Below are 16049 nucleotides of genomic sequence, written 5' to 3'. Positions count from 1 at the left end.
CCGACGGGGGTCCTAGGCCGGGGATTCGACCCGCTGTGTCCCGGAACGCGGCCCGCGCGGAACGCCGCCGGAAGGGCCGCCGGAACGCCGCACGCAACGCCGCCCGCGCCGCCGCCGCAGCGCCCCGCCCGGAACTCCCGCTCAGAACGCCCCGGGGTGGATCTGCTCGCGCGTGGCGATGTACTGCTGGCGCACCGCCTGCCAGGCCGGGTACTCCTCGTCCGGCTCGAAGACCTGCGCCGCCGGGGACGGCCACACCGGCGGGGTGTGCGGGGCCAGCGTGCCCTGCTGCACCCCCAGCGCCCACGCGGCCTGCCGCGCCGCGCCCAGCGCCGCGTAGTCGGCGGGCGCCGGCACGACGACCTGCGTCCCGAACAGCCCCGGGGCGAAGGCCTGTACGGCGGGCAGCCCGGCCGCCGCGCCCAGCAGGAAGACCCGGCGGATCTCGACGCCGCGCGAGCGCAGCACGTCGAGGGCGTCGACCAGCCCGCACAGCATGCCCTCGAAGGAGGCCCGCGCCAGGTGCTCGGGCTTCATGGCGTCCCGCCGCAGCCCGGTCAGGGTCCCGGCGGCGTGCGGCAGGTTCGGCGTCCGCTCGCCCTCCAGGTACGGCAGCAGGACGAGGCCGTGCGAACCCGGGGTCGACTTCAGCGCGAGCGCGGACAGCCCCTCCAGATCGGTGCCGAGCAGTTCGGCGGTGCCGCGCAGGGCCCGTACCGCGTTGGAGGTGTTCACCACGGGCAGGTGCATGCCGGCGCCGTCCGCGAGGGAGGTGATCAGCCCGCCCGGCTCCGACAGGGCCTCGCGGTGGACGGCCATCACCGAGCCCGAGGCGCCCAGCGAGACCACCGCGTCGCCGGGGCCGAGGCCCAGCCCGAGCGCGGCGGCCATCGTCTCGCCGGTGCCGGCGGAGATCAGCAGCCCCTCGGGGGTGGTCCCGGCGGCGTCGGCGGGGCCGAGCACCTCGGGCAGCAGGGCCATGTGGCCGAGCGCCAGCTCGACCAGGTCGGGGCGGTAGGAGCCGGTGGCCGGCGACCAGTAGCCGGTGCCGGAGGCGCCGCCCCGGTCGGTCGTGCGCCGCGCGGGCCGGCCCAGCAGCTGCCAGACCAGCCAGTCGTGCGGGGACAGCAGCACCGCCACCCGCCGGGCCGCCTCCGGCTCGGCGCGGGCCAGCCAGGCCAGCTTCACGAGGGGCTGAGCGGAGTGCGGGACGGACCCGACGGCCTCGGCCCAGGCGTGCCGCCCGCCGAGCGCGTCGATCAGATCGGCCGCGGCGGCCTGCCCGCGCTTGTCGTTGCCGACCAGGGCGGGGCGTACCAGCGCGCCCTGCGTGTCCAGCGGCAGTACGGCGTGCTGCTGGGCGGAGACGCCGATGGCCTGCACCCCTTCGAGGAGCCCGCCGCCGGCCGCCTCACCGAGGGAGAGCAGCCAGGCCTGCGGGTCGGTCTCGTACGGGTGCGCACCCTCCGGTTCTCCCGCGGGCTGCGGATGGGGCGCGTAGCCCTGGCGCAGCACGGCACCCGTGTCGGTGTCACAGACGACGATGCGAGTGAAGGCGGAAGAACTGTCCAGCCCGGCGACTATCCCCATGCGGAGAATTCTGCCGCACGGGGTGACGGGCTCCACCGGCGCGGCACCCCGGGGCCCGCGGGCTCCGCGGGCCCCGGTGCCTCAGGTGTTGCTCGTACCCCAGTCGTCCTCGGCGCCGGAGCCACCGCCGACCCGGTCGCGCAGCCCGCGCACCCGTCCGGCCAGCGAGCCCGGCACCGCGTCGCCGACCTTGTCGCTCACGGCGGCGAAGGCCTTCCCGGCGAACTGGCGGCCGGTCTGCCCGGCGCTCTCGGCCGCGTTGCGCACCGCGGGGTTCTGCGCGACCTGGCGCGCGGACTTCCGCAGCTGCTCGTACCGCTCCCGCCCCGCCCGGGTCCCGAGCACGTAGCCGACGCCCAGTCCGAGCGCGAAAGCGATCTTGTACCGCATGCCTGTCACCCTTCGTCGTGTGGTGCCCGGCCTGCTTCCGATACCGATTGGCGGAGCACCCCCCTGCTTGCGCTAATCTATGACTCGCAGCGAGCGCTCGCCCCCCGGAAATGGCCGGAGGTGGGCTGTTCGGTGCACCGCAGCAATCCCCTGTAGCTCAATTGGCAGAGCAGCCGGCTGTTAACCGGCAGGTTACTGGTTCGAGTCCAGTCGGGGGAGCGCAGTCCCCTGTAGCTCAATTGGCAGAGCATTCGGCTGTTAACCGGAGGGTTGCTGGTTCGAGTCCAGCCGGGGGAGCGTGAAGGAAGAGGGCCCCAGGGGGGTCCTCTTCTTTTTTTGCCCCCGGAACGGAACCGGGCAGCCCTCGGCGCGGTCTCTCTGAACAGGCGAAGCCGATCATGCGAGGCATCCGAGGCAGGAGATCGTATGAGCGGCTATGCTGCGGCAGACGGCGCGCACACATGTACGCGCCACGCCGTAAAGGGGCGGTAGCTCAGCCGGTTAGAGCAGCGGACTCATAATCCGTCGGCCGTGGGTTCGAGTCCCACCCGCCCCACCGAAGGGCTGGTCCGCAGAAACGTTGCGACCGGCCGGTCTCGTGCCCCGCCCGGGCTTCCCGGGCGGGGCACTTGCGTGTGCGCCTCCCGCCTGCGTGGCGATCACCGTGGGATGGGCCGACGATGAGACTGCCGGTACAACGAGGAACAGGTGATGACTCATGTGCCGATGGCTCGCGTACTCGGGTTCACCCCTTCTGCTCGACACCATCCTGTACAAGCCGGCGCACTCGCTGATCGACCAGAGCCTGCACTCGAAACTGGGTGTGGAGACGACGAACGGCGACGGCTTCGGCGTCGGGTGGTACACGGATCACGCCGGTACTCCGGCGGTCCTGCGGGACGTGGGGCCCGCCTGGAACAACCGCAACCTGCGGGAGATCGCCGATCACGTGCAGTCCCCCCTGTTCTTCGCCCACATCCGGGCGTCGACCGGAACGGCGGTGCAGCAGACGAACTGCCACCCCTTCCGGCACGGCCGCTGGCTGTGGATGCACAACGGGGCCATCTCCGGGTTCCACCTGATGCGCCGGGAACTGTGCCTGCTCGTCGACCCCGCGCTGTTCACCGACATCGAGGGAACGACGGACTCCGAGGTGATGTTCTACCTCGCCGTCACCTTCGGCCTGGAGCAGGACCCGCCGGGCGCCGTGGCGCGGATGGCCGGAGTCGTGGAGCGCATCGGACACGAGCGGGGCGTGGAGTTCCCGCTGCAGATGACGGTGGCCGTGACCGACGGCGAGAGCGTCTGGGCCTTCCGCTACTCCAGCAAGGGCGAATCCAGGTCGCTGTTCTACAGCAGCCGGGTGGACAGCCTGCGCAGGCTCCACCCCGACATGGCGTTCCTCCAGGAGGTCTCGGACGAGACCCGCCTCGTCGTCTCCGAGCCCCTCGGCGATCTGCCCGGCGCCTGGAACCAGGTACCGGAGAGCAGTTACGGCGTCGTGCGGCCGGGCGCGGACGCGTTGTTCCCCTTCGCTCCTCAGGCGGCCTGACGCGTCAGGGGCAGGCCGCGGCCGGGGCGTCGTGGACGAGGGCGCAGATCATCTGTGCGCCGCGCCGGTGGTCGGGGTACGCCGTGAGCAGCTCGGCCTTGAAGTCGTTCCACTGGCGGGTGAGTTCGGCGGTGGCCCCGGCCGTCGCCCGGCGGAAATTGTCGCCCGTCCGTGCGCGCGGGGAAGCGACGGTGTCCTTGTTCAGGGTGCGGGTGTGGGCGACGCGGCCGTCGCAGTCGGCGGGTTTGACGCCGGTGGAGTCGATGTCGGGGTAGCAGCCGGTGGTGAGGTCCGCGGGGATGCGCTCGCGCGCCTCGCGGGTCCAGTCGGCGTCGTCCATGGCGCTGTAGCGGCGGATGTCGAGGAACGGCGGGTGGTCCGTACGCCCCAGGCCGGGCGGGTTGTCGAGGCCGATCGGACCGGCGGCGGGCCGGTCGCTCCAGTTGGAGTGCGCGTAGAAGTCCTCGATCTGGTGCCAGCCGCGGCCGAGCTGTTCGAGGACGGCGCATTTGGCGCGCCCGGGCTTCTCGTCCCACGTGCAGGGGGAGGACAGGTCGCTCTCGCCAGCGCGCACCGTGCCGTCGGCGTCGACGAGGCCGTCGGCGGCCCGGACCGCGTCGCGGAAGCGGGCGACGGACGTACGGACGCAGGCGAGGAGCTCCGTGGAGGCCTCGTCCCGGGTGCGGGGGTAGCCGGCGGAGTGGCGGGGGGCGAGGTAGTCGGCGTTGTCGCAGTGCAGGGGGCCGATGTCGAAGTAGGGGCGGCGGTCGTTGGCGTTGATCGCCCCGTCGTGGGCGTCGGCCATCGCGGTCAGCGTGACGGGATCCCAGGGCAGCGCGGCCCGGGTGATCTCCTCGTGGTTGGCGCCGGTGAAGGCGTGGGCAGGGCCGCCCGGTACGACGGCCAGGGCGGCTGCCAGCACGGCTGCGAAGGCCGCGGAGGCGGCCTTGGGCGGGCCCGGGAGCGGGTGGGGGGACATACGGGGCTCCAGGCGAACGAAGGCGTCCCGCCCCGGCAGCTGACCGGCGTCGGCTGCGGCGATCGCCCCGGCCGGGCGGTGGTGGAACGGCGACACTTCCATGCTGCGCGCCCGGCCCGGGCCCCGCACGCGCGCGGTGCGTGCGCGCTGGGCACCCGCCTCGCTGGGCCTCGGCCACCCGGTCGCCGTGTCCTGCGACGGGCCCCGCAGGGGTCGCCGGCGACGCGGTACTCGACGATGCCGTTGACTGCCCGGCGGCCGCGCCCCGTGCCCGAATCGTTGGTGGAGTGCCCGAGACACTCGCCTCCGAACCATCGGTACCCTTTGTCCTGTTCCAGCAGATATTTCTTGATTCGCGTCATGCCCATGGCCACCCTGAGTGGTGGATCATGGCTGAGAACCTGTGCGGCGAGACGGATTAACTCAATAATGTGTGACGTTGCATGAGGGTGCCACGCCGGTGCGCGCTCTTCGGGGCGCCCACGTCGTTCGCCGAACACAACCGTGGAGGCGGAAGGGTCCCGGGGGCCCCACCGGCCAAGACGAGCGAGAACCGGGGGCGGTCGAGGCTATGACCGATGAGTTCAACGACAACTACGAGACGTTCGTGGCCCTTCTCGATCGTTTCCCTCCGGTTGAGGCAGTGAAGCGGTTGGAGTCATTCGGCGTCAGCCAGGACGTCATGCAGCGCATCCGCGAGCGACACGAGGCCGATACGATCCGGATCAAGGAGCTCGAGGAGCCGCAGTCCGTGGTCCTCGGCAACCGGGACACCTGGTACACAGGGCCGCAGCCGGGGGACAAGTACTGGCCGGCGATCGCGGAACTGCTCCGGAAGGACGGTTGGCCACAGGAGCCCGCGATCCGCAGCCTTGACGACTCCTCCACGCGGATCACCTCCCTCCTCAATCACCCCAAGGAACGGGCCTTCACCACGAAGGGCCTGGTCGTCGGCTACGTTCAGTCGGGCAAGACGACCAGCTTCACCTCGGTCATGGCGAAGGCAGCGGATCGCGGCTACAAGCTGTTCATCGTCCTCGCCGGCATCCACAACGGCCTCCGGCGCCAAACCCAGGCGCGGCTCGTCCAGCAGCTGGTGGAACCGAACCCCTCGCGGTGGTCCCAGCTGACGGGGCTCGACAAGGATTTCACCCCGCTGCAGAACCCGGCCGCCTATTTCGGCAGCAGCAACAACACCCATGTCCTGTGCGTGGTCAAGAAGAACGCCACGGTGCTGCGCAAGCTGTCCCGATGGCTGGAGAGCGCCTCGGACTACCTCAAGGACTGCCCGGCGCTGATCATCGATGACGAGGCCGACCAGGCGACGGTGGCGACGAAATCGATCAACCCGCTCATCCTGTCCATCATGAAGTCTCTGCCGAAGTCCGCCTATGTGGGCTACACGGCCTCCCCCTTTGCGAACCTCCTTATCGACCCGAGCAGCCAGGACCTCTATCCCGAGCACTTCGTCGTCAACCTGCCCAAGCCGAAGGGACACTTCGGTACGGAGGTCCTGTTCGGCCGCTACGCACTCGACGGTGAGGATCCGAACGAGGTCGACGACGGTCACGACATGATCAGGTCCGTTCCAGAGGATGACGTGCCGTGCGTGCGTCCCATGACGCGGGACGAGGTCGAAGGCTTCGAGCCCGTGATCACTGACACGCTGCGACGCGCCGTCGAGTATTTCTGGCTGGTCACAGCAGCTCGGCGGGTGCGCGGAACGGGAAACCCGCACAACACGATGCTGATCCACACCAGCGTCAACACCTCCGTGCACAACAGCTTCAGGGGGCCTCTGCTGCACTTGCGCAAGCGTGTTGCCCAGTCCCTGACGGACACCACAGCCGTCGAAGGACTTCGACGACTGTGGGAAGAGGAGACCGCGCGCGTCCCGGCCGAGGAGTTCGGCGAGAAGCCCGTGCTGTTCGACGAACTGCTCCAAGTGTTGCCGGCAGTCCTGGACGACTGCCGGGTCATCATGGACAACTCCAGCAGTGAAGACCGCCTCGACTACGAGAACGGTCCGGTCGTCGCCATCGCGGTCGGCGGCAATACCCTTTCCCGCGGTCTCACGCTCGAAGGTCTCTCCGTCAGCTACTTCGTCCGCGCCGTCTCCGCCTACGACACCCTGCTGCAGATGGGTCGCTGGTTCGGTTTCCGCAACGGCTACGCCGATCTGCCCAGGATCTGGATGACGGACGAGCTCGCCGAGTGGTTCCGTCACCTCGCCACGGTGGAGACCGAGATGCGGCGCGACATCGACGTCTACCTGACCGAAAGCGAGGACCCCCTCACCTTCGCCGTCCGTCTGCGGACACATCCGTCCCTGAGGGTGACCGCGGCCGCGAAAATGCGCGACGCCGTCACAGCTGCCTCTTCCTACAGCGGCCGGCGCGTGCAGACCCACTACTTCCAGACCGACGCGGCGTGGCTGCGCCGGAATGCCGAGGCCGCGCACACGCTGATCGAGGCCTCGGTGGCCACTTCCGTGCGGGCCGATGAATGCCCTGAGGACGGCCGGTACGTTTTCCGCGACGTACCTCACGGGGCGGTCGTCGACTTCCTGCAGACCTACAAGTTCCACGAGGACTCCCCGGAGAACGACGCCGACCTGATCATCGGCTACATCCGCAAGCGGGTCTCGAACGCCGGTTCCTTGGGGCGGTGGAACATCGCCGTCATCGGCAATCCGGCCGGGGAGAAGGACTACACCTTTGGGCCCGACGTGACCGTCGGCCGCATCACGCGTGCCCGGCTCAAGAGCAAGGGTGCCAAGGTCGGCACGGTGGACATCAAGACGCTGATGAGCCGCCGCGATGCGGCCGTCGACCTGACCGGGGAGACGTCACGGCTCAACGAGGCGGGCATCAAGGAACTACGAAAGGCCCAGGCGCCGGACACCGGTCTCCTGGTGCTGTACCCGATCGACAAGGACTCCGAGCCGCACCCCTCCAAGGAGGGGTCACGTGAGGCGCTGGGGGCCGAAGAACATGTGATCGGCGTCGGACTCGTGTTCCCCGAGTCGGTGGGCAAGGACAGCACCGTGGAGAAGTACATCTCCGCCAAGCTCCCCATGGGTCTGCTTGAAGAGGAGGACGTGTTCAGTCTCCTCGAGGGCGAGGACACGTGAGCGAGGAGACTTTCCGTCGGGTCATGGCGCAGAGCTGGGCAGGGCTGGAGGCCGAGGCGCCCACGGGCGACGGGCGTCTGCGTGTCGCCCCGCTTCCGGTCGACGTTGTCCATGGACCGCTCGCGGTCGGGATCGACTACGAGGGCCGACGCCACATCCTGATACCGATCCCCTCCGACAGGCGGCTGCGCGCCGGTATCGACGGCCCGGGTCTGCGTCTGCGCAAGCGGCCGTTGGAGGACGAGGACACGTATCAGTACTACGCAGACCTCTCCTGCCTGCGCGACGACCTGGGTGATCTGTTCACCGAGTTGTGCGTCGACATCATGAGTGCCGCGGAGGACCTGCCCGAGAACCCGGTCAAAGCGCTGTACCGCGTGTTGGACCGGTGGCGGTCTCTCTTCCGCACGCAGGGGACGCTGCTGGGGCCGGACCAACTCGCGGGTCTGTTCGGCGAACTCACCGTTTTGCACCGGCTGCTGGAGCTGGACCCGAGCGCACACCGCCTGTGGTCGGGTCCCGACGGCCACCGCCACGACTTCTCTGGTGCGACCGATGCCGTCGAGGTGAAGACGAGCACGGTCGATGAGGGCAGGCGAGCCCGGATACACGGCCTTGACCAGCTCGAAGCGCCCACGGGCGGAGAACTGTCGCTCGTATGGCTGGGGCTGCGGCGCGCGGCCGGCCCCACCGTGGGGGAGAGTGTCCCCGGGCTCGTCGATCGACTGCTGCGTCTGTGCGACGACGAGAGTGCCCTTCTCGACTCGCTGGCCCGCGTCGGATATCGCGTGACGGACGCCGAGAGGTACCAGGACACTTGGTTCGTCGTACGCGAGGAACGGTGGTACCGGGTGGGCCCGGAGTTCCCCGGACTGACCGCGCAGGCGCTCACGGCGGCGGGCGTGCCCGTGGCCGTGCTGGACGTCTCCTACACCGTCGACCTGTCGGGCGCGGTCCCCCTTCCCATGGAACCGTCCGAGGCCTCCCGGACGGTCGCGAGTCTGTTGCAGGGAGCCGCGTGATCCAGCCGTCCTGGTACTCACAGCCTTACCCACCGGAAGGCGCGAGCGCCGCCGAAGGCATCCGCAATCAGCTCGGTCGCCCCGAGCTGGACCTCCTCACCATCCTGGTGCGCGAGTCGGCGCAAAACAGTTGGGACGCGCGCCCGCTCGATTCCTCCGCACCGATCGACTACGGGATCGACCTGTGGACGGTCGGCCCCGGGCACGCCGAGGCCTGGCGTCGCATGCTCCTCAACGGTGCGCCGGCCGGAGCGGAGCGTTTCCCCCTGCGGGACACCCTCAAGCAGGGTTCGATCCGCGTGCTCGCCGTGTCCGACCGAGGCACACGAGGTCTGGGCGGGCCCACCCGAGCCGACGCGGCGGTGGGGCCCGACCGAGACTTCGTGAACTTCATCCGCAACATCGGTGAGCCCCGGGACACACCCCTGGGCGGCGGGACGTACGGCTTCGGCAAGGGCATCTTCTTCCTCCTGTCCCGTCCGGGTACCGTCCTGGTGCACTCGCGGTGCCGGACCGCGCAGGGCGCCGAGACGCGGCTCATCGGCTGCACGCTGTACAAGAGCTACACCGGGGCCGAGCCCGGGGGGAGTCGGCGCTACACGGGGCGACACTGGTGGGGCGACACGTCCGGCGACGTGGTGGAGCCGCTTGTCGGCCCTGAGGCCGAGTCCGTCGCGCACCGTCTGGGACTCAAGCCGTTCGGTCCGGCCGAGACGGGTACGACGATCGTCGTCGTCGACCCGGACCTCGACGAACTCGAGCCGATGGAGGCCACCTCGTACCTGGCCGACTCGCTCGCCTGGCATTTGTGGCCCAAGATGATCTCCGTCGGTGGCGAGCCGTCGGCCATGCGTTTCTCCGTGTCCTGCGACGGCGTTCCACAGCCGGTGCCGGACCCTCGGCAGACGCGTCCGCTCAACTTGTTCGTCGCCGCGTACGAGAACATGGTGGGACCCGGGGGAAGCCGGTTGGAGTGCAAGAGTCCCAAGCGGTATCTGGGTCGCCTCGGACTGGTCAAGCGGGTCCTGCCGCCGTTGGAGCCGACGCGCGCCTCTCGACTGATGGACGTCGAGGATCTTGTCCACCACGTGTGTCTCATGCGTCCCGCCGAACTTGTCGTCACCTATCGCCGGGGGCCGAAGCCGCCGAGCGAGAACCAGGGATACGCGGGCGTCTTTCGCGCCGACGTGAGCATGGACGAGGTCTACGCGAAGGCCGAGCCTCCCACACACGACGCGTGGCATCCCCAGTCGCTCTCGTACCCGGAGAGCACTTTCGTGAAGACGACGTTCACCCGCATAGACGAGGCACTCGAGGGTCTCCTCAGCCTGCACGGCGTTGTCCGACCCGGTGCTAGCAGCGTTGCCCTCGGAGCGGCGAGCAGCCACTTTTCCGGGCTGGTGGGAGGTGCCTGGGGCATCGGCGGGGCGACCGACTACGGGAAGCCCGGCAGCACGACCGTCCCTGACCCGCGGCGCCGCAAGCCGGCGGCAGGCTCCTCACCATCCCTGGAGGGCCGGTCGTCCTCGACTGCGGTCGGCGACGGTCCACGGCCAGGCGCACCCGCTGCCGGGGACACGACGACGCCACCGCGCCGCCGACCACGGGTGGAGTACGTCGGCGAGCCCTACTACGAGGATCGCGCTGCCGACTCTGTGCTAGTCCAGGAGTTCCGTCTGCCGGTGCCCGGGCAGCAACGGGTCAGGATCGAACTGGCCGTCGTGCTCCCAGGGGCCGGGGTTCGTGAGACCGATCCGCCCGTGGGCGCGAGCATGCCGACGTTGATCGGTTGGCAGGACCATGAAGAGCGGTTCCACGAGCCGGAGGACTGCGTGATCGAGGGCGGCAACAGTGTCTGGCGAGCTCTCGTGAGGCCTGCGGCCGACACGATGACCGAGATCGGCGTCCGTGTCGAGGCGGTGACGGGTCCGTGAGCAGGCGTGTTCTGCCGTACCGCGTTCCGCCCGAGGACGTCGTGAGCGCCGAGGGCTGGCGCCGCGTGGTCGAGGACGGCGAGCTGCCGCTTTCGGACGCCCTGCCGGACTGGGACTACGGCATGGACCTGCACGTGGTCAGGGTCGTGCGGGTCGATCTGGATCGTGCCCGTTCCGGGTCGGGCCTCCCCGCCGACGCGCCGCTCATGTTGTCCACGGTGTGGACCGCCACCGGGTCCAGGCTCAGCGGGCCTGCGCGACAGGTGCGGCTGACGGACTCCGGGGTCGTTTCCGTCCCGCTCGACGTCCGTCTCCGTGGTGCGGACCTGGGCGGCGTGGTCCGTCTCGACACGGCACTCCTCCTGGCCGACCGGCTCGACTCCGCACGACCGGCCGCGCCGCGTCGTGCAGGGTCGGTGCTGTGGAGCGACCGTGCGTCGGTACGACTCCAGGGTGATGCGCCTCAGTACCCCATGGCGGTGATCGATTTTGCCCGCACGTCGTTTCCCGAAGGGGCTGCGTGGCACCTGCAGATCACCGGTGGCCTCGAGAGCGCCACCATGGGGTCGTTGCTGTTGCTCGTCAACGAGCGCAATACGGTGACGACCAGCGCCTTCCGGAATGCGGCCCGGCCCCGGCCGGTCGACCGCGTGGTGCTCTCCGCCGTGTACGCGGACGTGGCGCGCGTGATGATCGAGCACGGGCTCAACAGCGACGACTTCGTCGATGAGGCGGACTTTCCCGAGGGGTCGCTCGGCTCCACTCTGCTGGGTCTCTTCGACCGGCTCTTCCCGGAGCAATCGATCACGGATGTCCGACTGCGTCGACTTCAGGCGCCCGCGCTGTTCGCCTCGGATCTCCAGGCGGCGGTCAGAATCTTCGAGGTTGCGTGATGAGTTTCCTCTACCCTCGGCTGCTCTCCGCGCAGGCCAAGCCCCTCTTCGAGGGCTACGGGCGACTGGAGATCCCGGAGCTGACCGGCCGCGTGGCCGATGCCCACGACGCGGCGGTCTACGTGGCCACCGGCGGGGACCGGGTATCGCCCGCTCGACTTCGCGAACTGCGCGAACTCGTCCTGGGCCTGGCGGAGCAGGCGGGATTTCCGGGTGAAAGCGACCGGGCCCGCAGGGCGCAGTTCGACCTGAAGCTGGCCGTCCTCCTGCACAAGGAGATGGACATGGTGCCGGCCGAGGCGGCCGCGCCCGATGTCTGGGCCTTCCTTGCCCTGGTGTTGTTGCCCGATGTCGCCTTCTGGCGCTATCCGAAGCCGCCGGGGGACCGAGTCCTCGGCACCGATCTGACCCGGCACGTGTTGGGGCGACTGTGGTGGAGGGCGCAACTCGTCCATTCCCCCGACCGCCCTGAGCCGTACGACGCCCTCGACATCCTCGGGGAGGCGGCGTTCGACCAGATTTACGCACGTCGGGCGGCTCTGGGCGGGAGCGCTCATCTCGTCCGGGCGATCCTGCGGGTTTGGAGTGGGCTCGACCTCACCTCCGTCACCGAGCGTGACACCTTGCGCGACTTTCTCAAGAGGCTGCTCAGGCTGGCGCCGTTCGTCCTCTTCGACGGGGTGGAGGAAGACGCCCTGGACGAAGAGCTGCGCAGGGTGGCCATGGAATCCGTCGAGGCGCAGCGCGGTGTCGGCGGGGTGAGAGCGGAGTCCGCGGCGGATGCGGGCAGCCGCGCCGTGGCAGCCGCCTCGTCCGAACCCGGAGCGTCCTCGACTCCCTCCTTGCCCCGACAGGATCGCCGGGTCCCGGCCACCCCTCGCCGTTTCACGTCGGTGGAGATCTGCGCGGGCGCGGGCGCCCAAGCCCTCGGCCTCGAGCGCGCGGGATTCGATCCGGTCGTCCTGATCGACAGCAAGGCCGATGCGTGCTTCACGATCGACCTCAACCGGCCGGCTTGGGACGTCATCTGCATGGACCTGAGTCACTTTCGGCCCGACGACCGGCCGGAGATCCTCGGCGTCGATCTTGTGAGCGGTGGACTGCCACGGGTGAAGTCCTCCGCCACCGTCGGCCGCGCCGAGGACAACGAGGAACGGAACGTCCTGAACCGCGCCGTGCAACTGGCGCTCCGGATAAGGCCGAAGGCCGTCCTGCTGGAGAACCTGCCGGAACTGGTGGAGGGCGAGAACTTCGCCGACGAGCGCCAGTGGATCGAGGCCGAGCTGCGGAGCATGGGATATCAGCCGCGGTGGCGCGTCCTGAACGCCGCGGACTTCGGAGTGCCGCAGAACCGAAACAGTGGCTTCCTCGTGGCCCTGCGCCACGAGTACGCCGCCGGCTTCGTCTGGCCCGAGCCGGACCACGAGGTTCCTCCGACGGTCGGCGACGTCCTCGGCCCGTCCATGGCCGGCGGCGGGTGGCCGGGGGCGGCGCAATGGACCAAGGAGGCCGATCGGATCGCGCCCGCTCTAGTCGGGGGCTCGGAGCGACGGGGCGGCGCCGACCTGGGGCCGACGGGAAGCAAGAAGGCATGGGCCGCCCTTCGGGTCAACGGGACCAGCCTCGGAGACAGTGTCCCCGACTCCGCATTCCCCGAGGACGGCTCGCCGCGACTGACTCTGGACCAGGCCGCACTGATCCAGGCCTTCCCGGAGGACTGGCGCTTTTCCGGCGGCAAGACGTCCCGGTATCGGCAGATCGGCCATGCCATGCCCCCGCCGCTCGCGGCCGCCGTCGGGCGGGCCATCGCAGCGGCTCTCCACGACTAGGATCACCCCTATGCGCGAACCCCGTTCCCACACCTCCGACCCGATCACCGTCGTGGATCTCTTCTCCGGCTGTGGCGGCTTCACCCAGGGGTTCCACGAATTCCGGCCCGCCGGAGCGAACGACGGGGGGCCGGTCTTCCACAGCCTCGCGGCCGTCGAGCACAACAGGGCCGCCGCCGCGACCTACGCGGCGAACTTCGGCAGCGGCCGGACCGACACGAGCCTGCCGCAGGCGCGGGTGCACGTCGGCCCGATCGAGGAGTGGGAGCCGACGGCGGCCGAACTCGACGTGGACGTGGTGGTCGGCGGTCCGCCCTGTCAGGGATTCTCCGCCCTGAACCGGGACAAGAAGGGCGTGGAACGCAATCGCCTCTGGGAGGAATACGTACGGGTCGTCCGCACGATCCGACCCAAGGTCTTCGTGATCGAAAACGTCGTGGACTTCGTGAAATCCGACGAGTTCCTCAACCTGCTCGGGGAGGTCGGGGAGGGCGGCCAGTTGGAGGACTACGTGCTGGTCGATCCGCCCGGGCACCAGCTCGGCGAAAAGGCAGAGGTGAAGAACAAGCGCTATGTCCTGAACTCGGCGGACCACGGAGCCGTCCAGGCTCGTAAGCGCGCCATCGTCATCGGGGTCCGACGTGATGCGGTTCAGGACCGACGCATGTCCTATCCGGTCGCGACGCACAAGCAGCCGCCGAAGAGCGCCAAGGGTAACGGCGTGCAGGCCTTCGACGGGCTTGATGGCGCCGTCGGCCATTGGCAGCCCGTCGGCAGTGTCTTTGCCGAATCGAAGAAGCTCTCTATCCGGGGGACCGAACTCCCGAACAGGGAGAAGCGCATCGCCGAGATCGACTCCGAGATCGCGGGCACCTTCAGCACGACCGAGCTGCACATCGGCCGCAATCCCAAGCCGCTTTCGATAGCCCGATACAAGGCCATTCCGCCGGGCGGAAATCGGAAGGACCTGCGGGGAAAGTGGTTCACGGTCGAGGAGAGCGGAGATGTCCAGGTCTTCGACGTGCCGAATCCGCCGGGTGTGACGACCCCTGTCGAGTACCTCTCGACGGAGAGCTGGGACAGGCACACCAACGGAACGGGCGACGTCATGGGTCGACTTCGCACGAGTGCTCCGTCCGTGACTATTCGGACGGAATTCTTCAAGCCCGAGAAGGGCCGCTACCTCCACCCCACGGAGCTGCGTCCGATCACGCACTACGAGGCGGCGCGCATCCAGGGATTCCCCAGGACGTTCCGTTGGTGCGGGAGCAAGAACGAGATCGCCACCCAGATCGGGAACGCCGTTCCCATCCCACTCGGAACGGCGATCGCCTCGGCGATCCACGCCTTTCTCCGGGGGTAGGCCGCAGCACGTTCCGAACGGCCCTGAAGGCCGCAGGCGAGGGTGAGCCTGCGGCCGCAGGGGGAGCGGGCTAGAAGTTCTCCGTTTCGTCCGTCAGGTGGCGCAGGACGTCCGTCAGGTCCTGGCGGCGGGCGAAGGCCGCGCGTTGGCGGTGGGCGCCCGAGCCGTCGCGGAGCAGGTCGCCCATCGTCTTCGCCGCGTGGTCGAGATCGCCGGCGGCGGCCAGTGCCGGGGCGACGTGGTCGAGCAGGGCCTCCGCGAGGTCGGCCGCCGGGAGCTCCGCGCCCGTGTACGGGTCCAGGCCGAAGCCCTCCAGCCCGTCGTGGGCGGCCCGCCACCGGGCGAGGCGGAGCACGTCGTCCCGTAGCGCGGGTTCCGGGCGGTGCTCGGCGATCTCCCGGAGCGCCACCGCCACCAGGGCGCGGGCCAGCTCCGCCTGGAGGACGGCCGTGTCGATGGCCGGGGACATGTCCGGAGCCCGGATCTCCAGCGTGGGCCAGTGCCCGGACGGCCGGAGGTCCCAGTAGACCATCTTGGTGTCGAGGGCCGCCCCGGAGCCGAGCAGGGTCTGCACCGAGCGCCGGAAGTGGGCCGTGGACGTGAAGTGCGGGGGCAGCCCCGCCGACGGCCAGCCCGACCAGGCCATCGCCCGCCAGCTGGCGTGACCCGTGTCACGGCCGCCCCAGAACGGGGAGTTGGCGGCCAGCGCGATCAGCGTGGGCAGCCACGGCCTGACCCGGTTCGACACCGCGACCGCCGTGTCCACGTCGAGGGTGCCGATGTGGATGTGCCGGCCGCAGCTGACCAGGGTGTCGGTGAGCGCGCCGAACCGCCGGTGCTGCTCGCGCTGGCGCGGCTCGTCGTCGGTCAGGTGCAGCGGCCCCTCCACGGCCACGACCGGCGACGGGGCGGCCAGCAGTCGGCAGCCGTGCGTGCGGGCCGCCCGGGCGAGGGTCCGCCGCAGTGCGGCGAGCTCCGCCCGCAGGGTGATGGCCGAGTCGGCGACCGGGGTGGAGATCTCCACCTGGTAGCGGGTGCCCTCGGGGTGCAGCTCCTGCGGAAGCCCGGCGGCCGTGTCGAGGACGAGCGGGGCGGCCGGGACCACCCGGAAGGTACGGGCGTCGACGAGGAGGAACTCCTCCTCGACCCCGACGGTGAGGGGGACCGTGTCGGTCGGGGAGCTGGTGCTCGTGGTGCTGGTGCCAGGTTCGATCACTGCGCCTCCCTGGACATACGAGTCTTTTCATCATGAGCTGAACAAGAGGCGAGGAGCGCACGTCGATTCAGTCAAATGTCAGGTGATAATGGCGAGTTACCGGCAAGGGTGCCCCCTGGCTGGGGCCGCCGGTCCGCGTGGGACGACT

General features: G+C 69.8%; 11 protein-coding genes and 3 tRNA genes. 10 read left to right on the top strand and 4 right to left on the bottom strand.

Going from position 1 to position 16049, the window contains the following annotated elements; translation table 11 throughout:
* Positions 1-141: 141 nt before the first annotated feature.
* Together OG982_RS08575 and OG982_RS08570 are read right to left on the bottom strand one after the other, a co-directional pair.
* Complete coding sequence (locus OG982_RS08575; protein ID WP_266788197.1) at positions 142-1590, bottom strand: FGGY-family carbohydrate kinase; 1449 nt, start codon at positions 1588-1590, stop codon at positions 142-144.
* Between the two features lie 81 nt (positions 1591-1671).
* On the bottom strand, positions 1672-1980 hold the full coding sequence (locus OG982_RS08570) for a YtxH domain-containing protein (RefSeq protein WP_266788198.1): 309 nt from the start codon (positions 1978-1980) through the stop codon (positions 1672-1674).
* A 146-nt stretch (positions 1981-2126) separates the two neighbouring features.
* Here OG982_RS08570 and OG982_RS08565 point away from each other — a divergent pair.
* From OG982_RS08565 to OG982_RS08550, 4 genes are all read left to right on the top strand, one after another.
* Positions 2127-2199 (top strand) — tRNA-Asn (locus tag OG982_RS08565).
* Between the two features lie 5 nt (positions 2200-2204).
* A tRNA-Asn gene (locus tag OG982_RS08560) sits at positions 2205-2277 on the top strand.
* Between the two features lie 185 nt (positions 2278-2462).
* Positions 2463-2536 (top strand) — tRNA-Ile (locus OG982_RS08555).
* Positions 2537-2698: 162 nt separating this feature from the next.
* Positions 2699-3532 (top strand): class II glutamine amidotransferase, encoded by an 834-nt coding sequence (locus OG982_RS08550; RefSeq protein WP_266788199.1) that lies wholly within the window; start codon positions 2699-2701, stop codon positions 3530-3532.
* Between the two features lie 4 nt (positions 3533-3536).
* On the opposite strand, the gene OG982_RS08545 is transcribed toward OG982_RS08550, so the two are convergent.
* Entirely contained in the window at positions 3537-4613 is a 1077-nt protein-coding gene (locus OG982_RS08545; protein WP_266948241.1) for a hypothetical protein, read from the bottom strand.
* Between the two features lie 469 nt (positions 4614-5082).
* Between OG982_RS08545 and OG982_RS08540 the strand changes: the two genes are divergently transcribed.
* The 6 genes from OG982_RS08540 to OG982_RS08510 are packed head-to-tail and all read left to right on the top strand — an operon-like array spanning position 5083 to position 14685.
* Positions 5083-7644, top strand: a complete 2562-nt coding sequence (locus OG982_RS08540; protein ID WP_266948240.1) for a Z1 domain-containing protein — start codon at positions 5083-5085, stop codon at positions 7642-7644.
* Positions 7641-8666, top strand: a complete 1026-nt coding sequence (locus OG982_RS08535; protein WP_266948239.1) for a PD-(D/E)XK motif protein — start codon at positions 7641-7643, stop codon at positions 8664-8666. Before OG982_RS08540 ends, OG982_RS08535 begins: the two co-directional genes overlap by 4 nt.
* Positions 8663-10600: a hypothetical protein gene (locus tag OG982_RS08530; RefSeq protein ID WP_266948238.1), complete on the top strand. Its 1938-nt coding sequence runs from the start codon at positions 8663-8665 to the stop codon at positions 10598-10600. Before OG982_RS08535 ends, OG982_RS08530 begins: the two co-directional genes overlap by 4 nt.
* Positions 10601-10641: 41 nt before the next feature.
* A complete protein-coding gene (locus OG982_RS08525) occupies positions 10642-11493 on the top strand; it encodes a hypothetical protein (protein ID WP_266948237.1) in 852 nt (283 codons plus the stop codon).
* Positions 11493-13322, top strand: a complete 1830-nt coding sequence (locus OG982_RS30955) for a DUF6339 family protein (protein WP_323139239.1) — start codon at positions 11493-11495, stop codon at positions 13320-13322. Before OG982_RS08525 ends, OG982_RS30955 begins: the two co-directional genes overlap by 1 nt.
* A gap of 10 nt (positions 13323-13332) precedes the next feature.
* Positions 13333-14685 (top strand): DNA cytosine methyltransferase, encoded by a 1353-nt coding sequence (locus OG982_RS08510; protein ID WP_266948235.1) that lies wholly within the window; start codon positions 13333-13335, stop codon positions 14683-14685.
* 70 nt (positions 14686-14755) lie between these two features.
* Here OG982_RS08510 and OG982_RS08505 read toward each other — a convergent pair whose 3' ends face one another.
* Positions 14756-15901, bottom strand: coding sequence for a glutamate--cysteine ligase (locus tag OG982_RS08505; protein ID WP_266788201.1), 1146 nt, complete (start codon positions 15899-15901; stop codon positions 14756-14758).
* Between the last annotated feature and the right edge of the window lie 148 nt (positions 15902-16049).

It is taken from the genome of Streptomyces sp. NBC_01551 (assembly GCF_026339935.1).
Taxonomy (GTDB): Bacteria; Actinomycetota; Actinomycetes; order Streptomycetales; family Streptomycetaceae; genus Streptomyces.
This window is presented reverse-complemented; position numbering and strand designations above follow the sequence as displayed.

Excerpts from the sequence above, each read along its gene's own strand:
- OG982_RS08575 (WP_266788197.1), bottom strand. The coding sequence starts at position 1,590 with ATGGGGATAGTCGCCGGGCTGGACAGTTCTTCCGCCTTCACTCGCATC.
- OG982_RS08570 (WP_266788198.1), bottom strand. The coding sequence starts at position 1,980 with ATGCGGTACAAGATCGCTTTCGCGCTCGGACTGGGCGTCGGCTACGTG.
- OG982_RS08550 (WP_266788199.1), top strand. The coding sequence starts at position 2,699 with ATGTGCCGATGGCTCGCGTACTCGGGTTCACCCCTTCTGCTCGACACC.
- OG982_RS08545 (WP_266948241.1), bottom strand. The coding sequence starts at position 4,613 with ATGGAAGTGTCGCCGTTCCACCACCGCCCGGCCGGGGCGATCGCCGCA.
- OG982_RS08540 (WP_266948240.1), top strand. The coding sequence starts at position 5,083 with ATGACCGATGAGTTCAACGACAACTACGAGACGTTCGTGGCCCTTCTC.
- OG982_RS30955 (WP_323139239.1), top strand. The coding sequence starts at position 11,493 with ATGAGTTTCCTCTACCCTCGGCTGCTCTCCGCGCAGGCCAAGCCCCTC.
- OG982_RS08510 (WP_266948235.1), top strand. The coding sequence starts at position 13,333 with ATGCGCGAACCCCGTTCCCACACCTCCGACCCGATCACCGTCGTGGAT.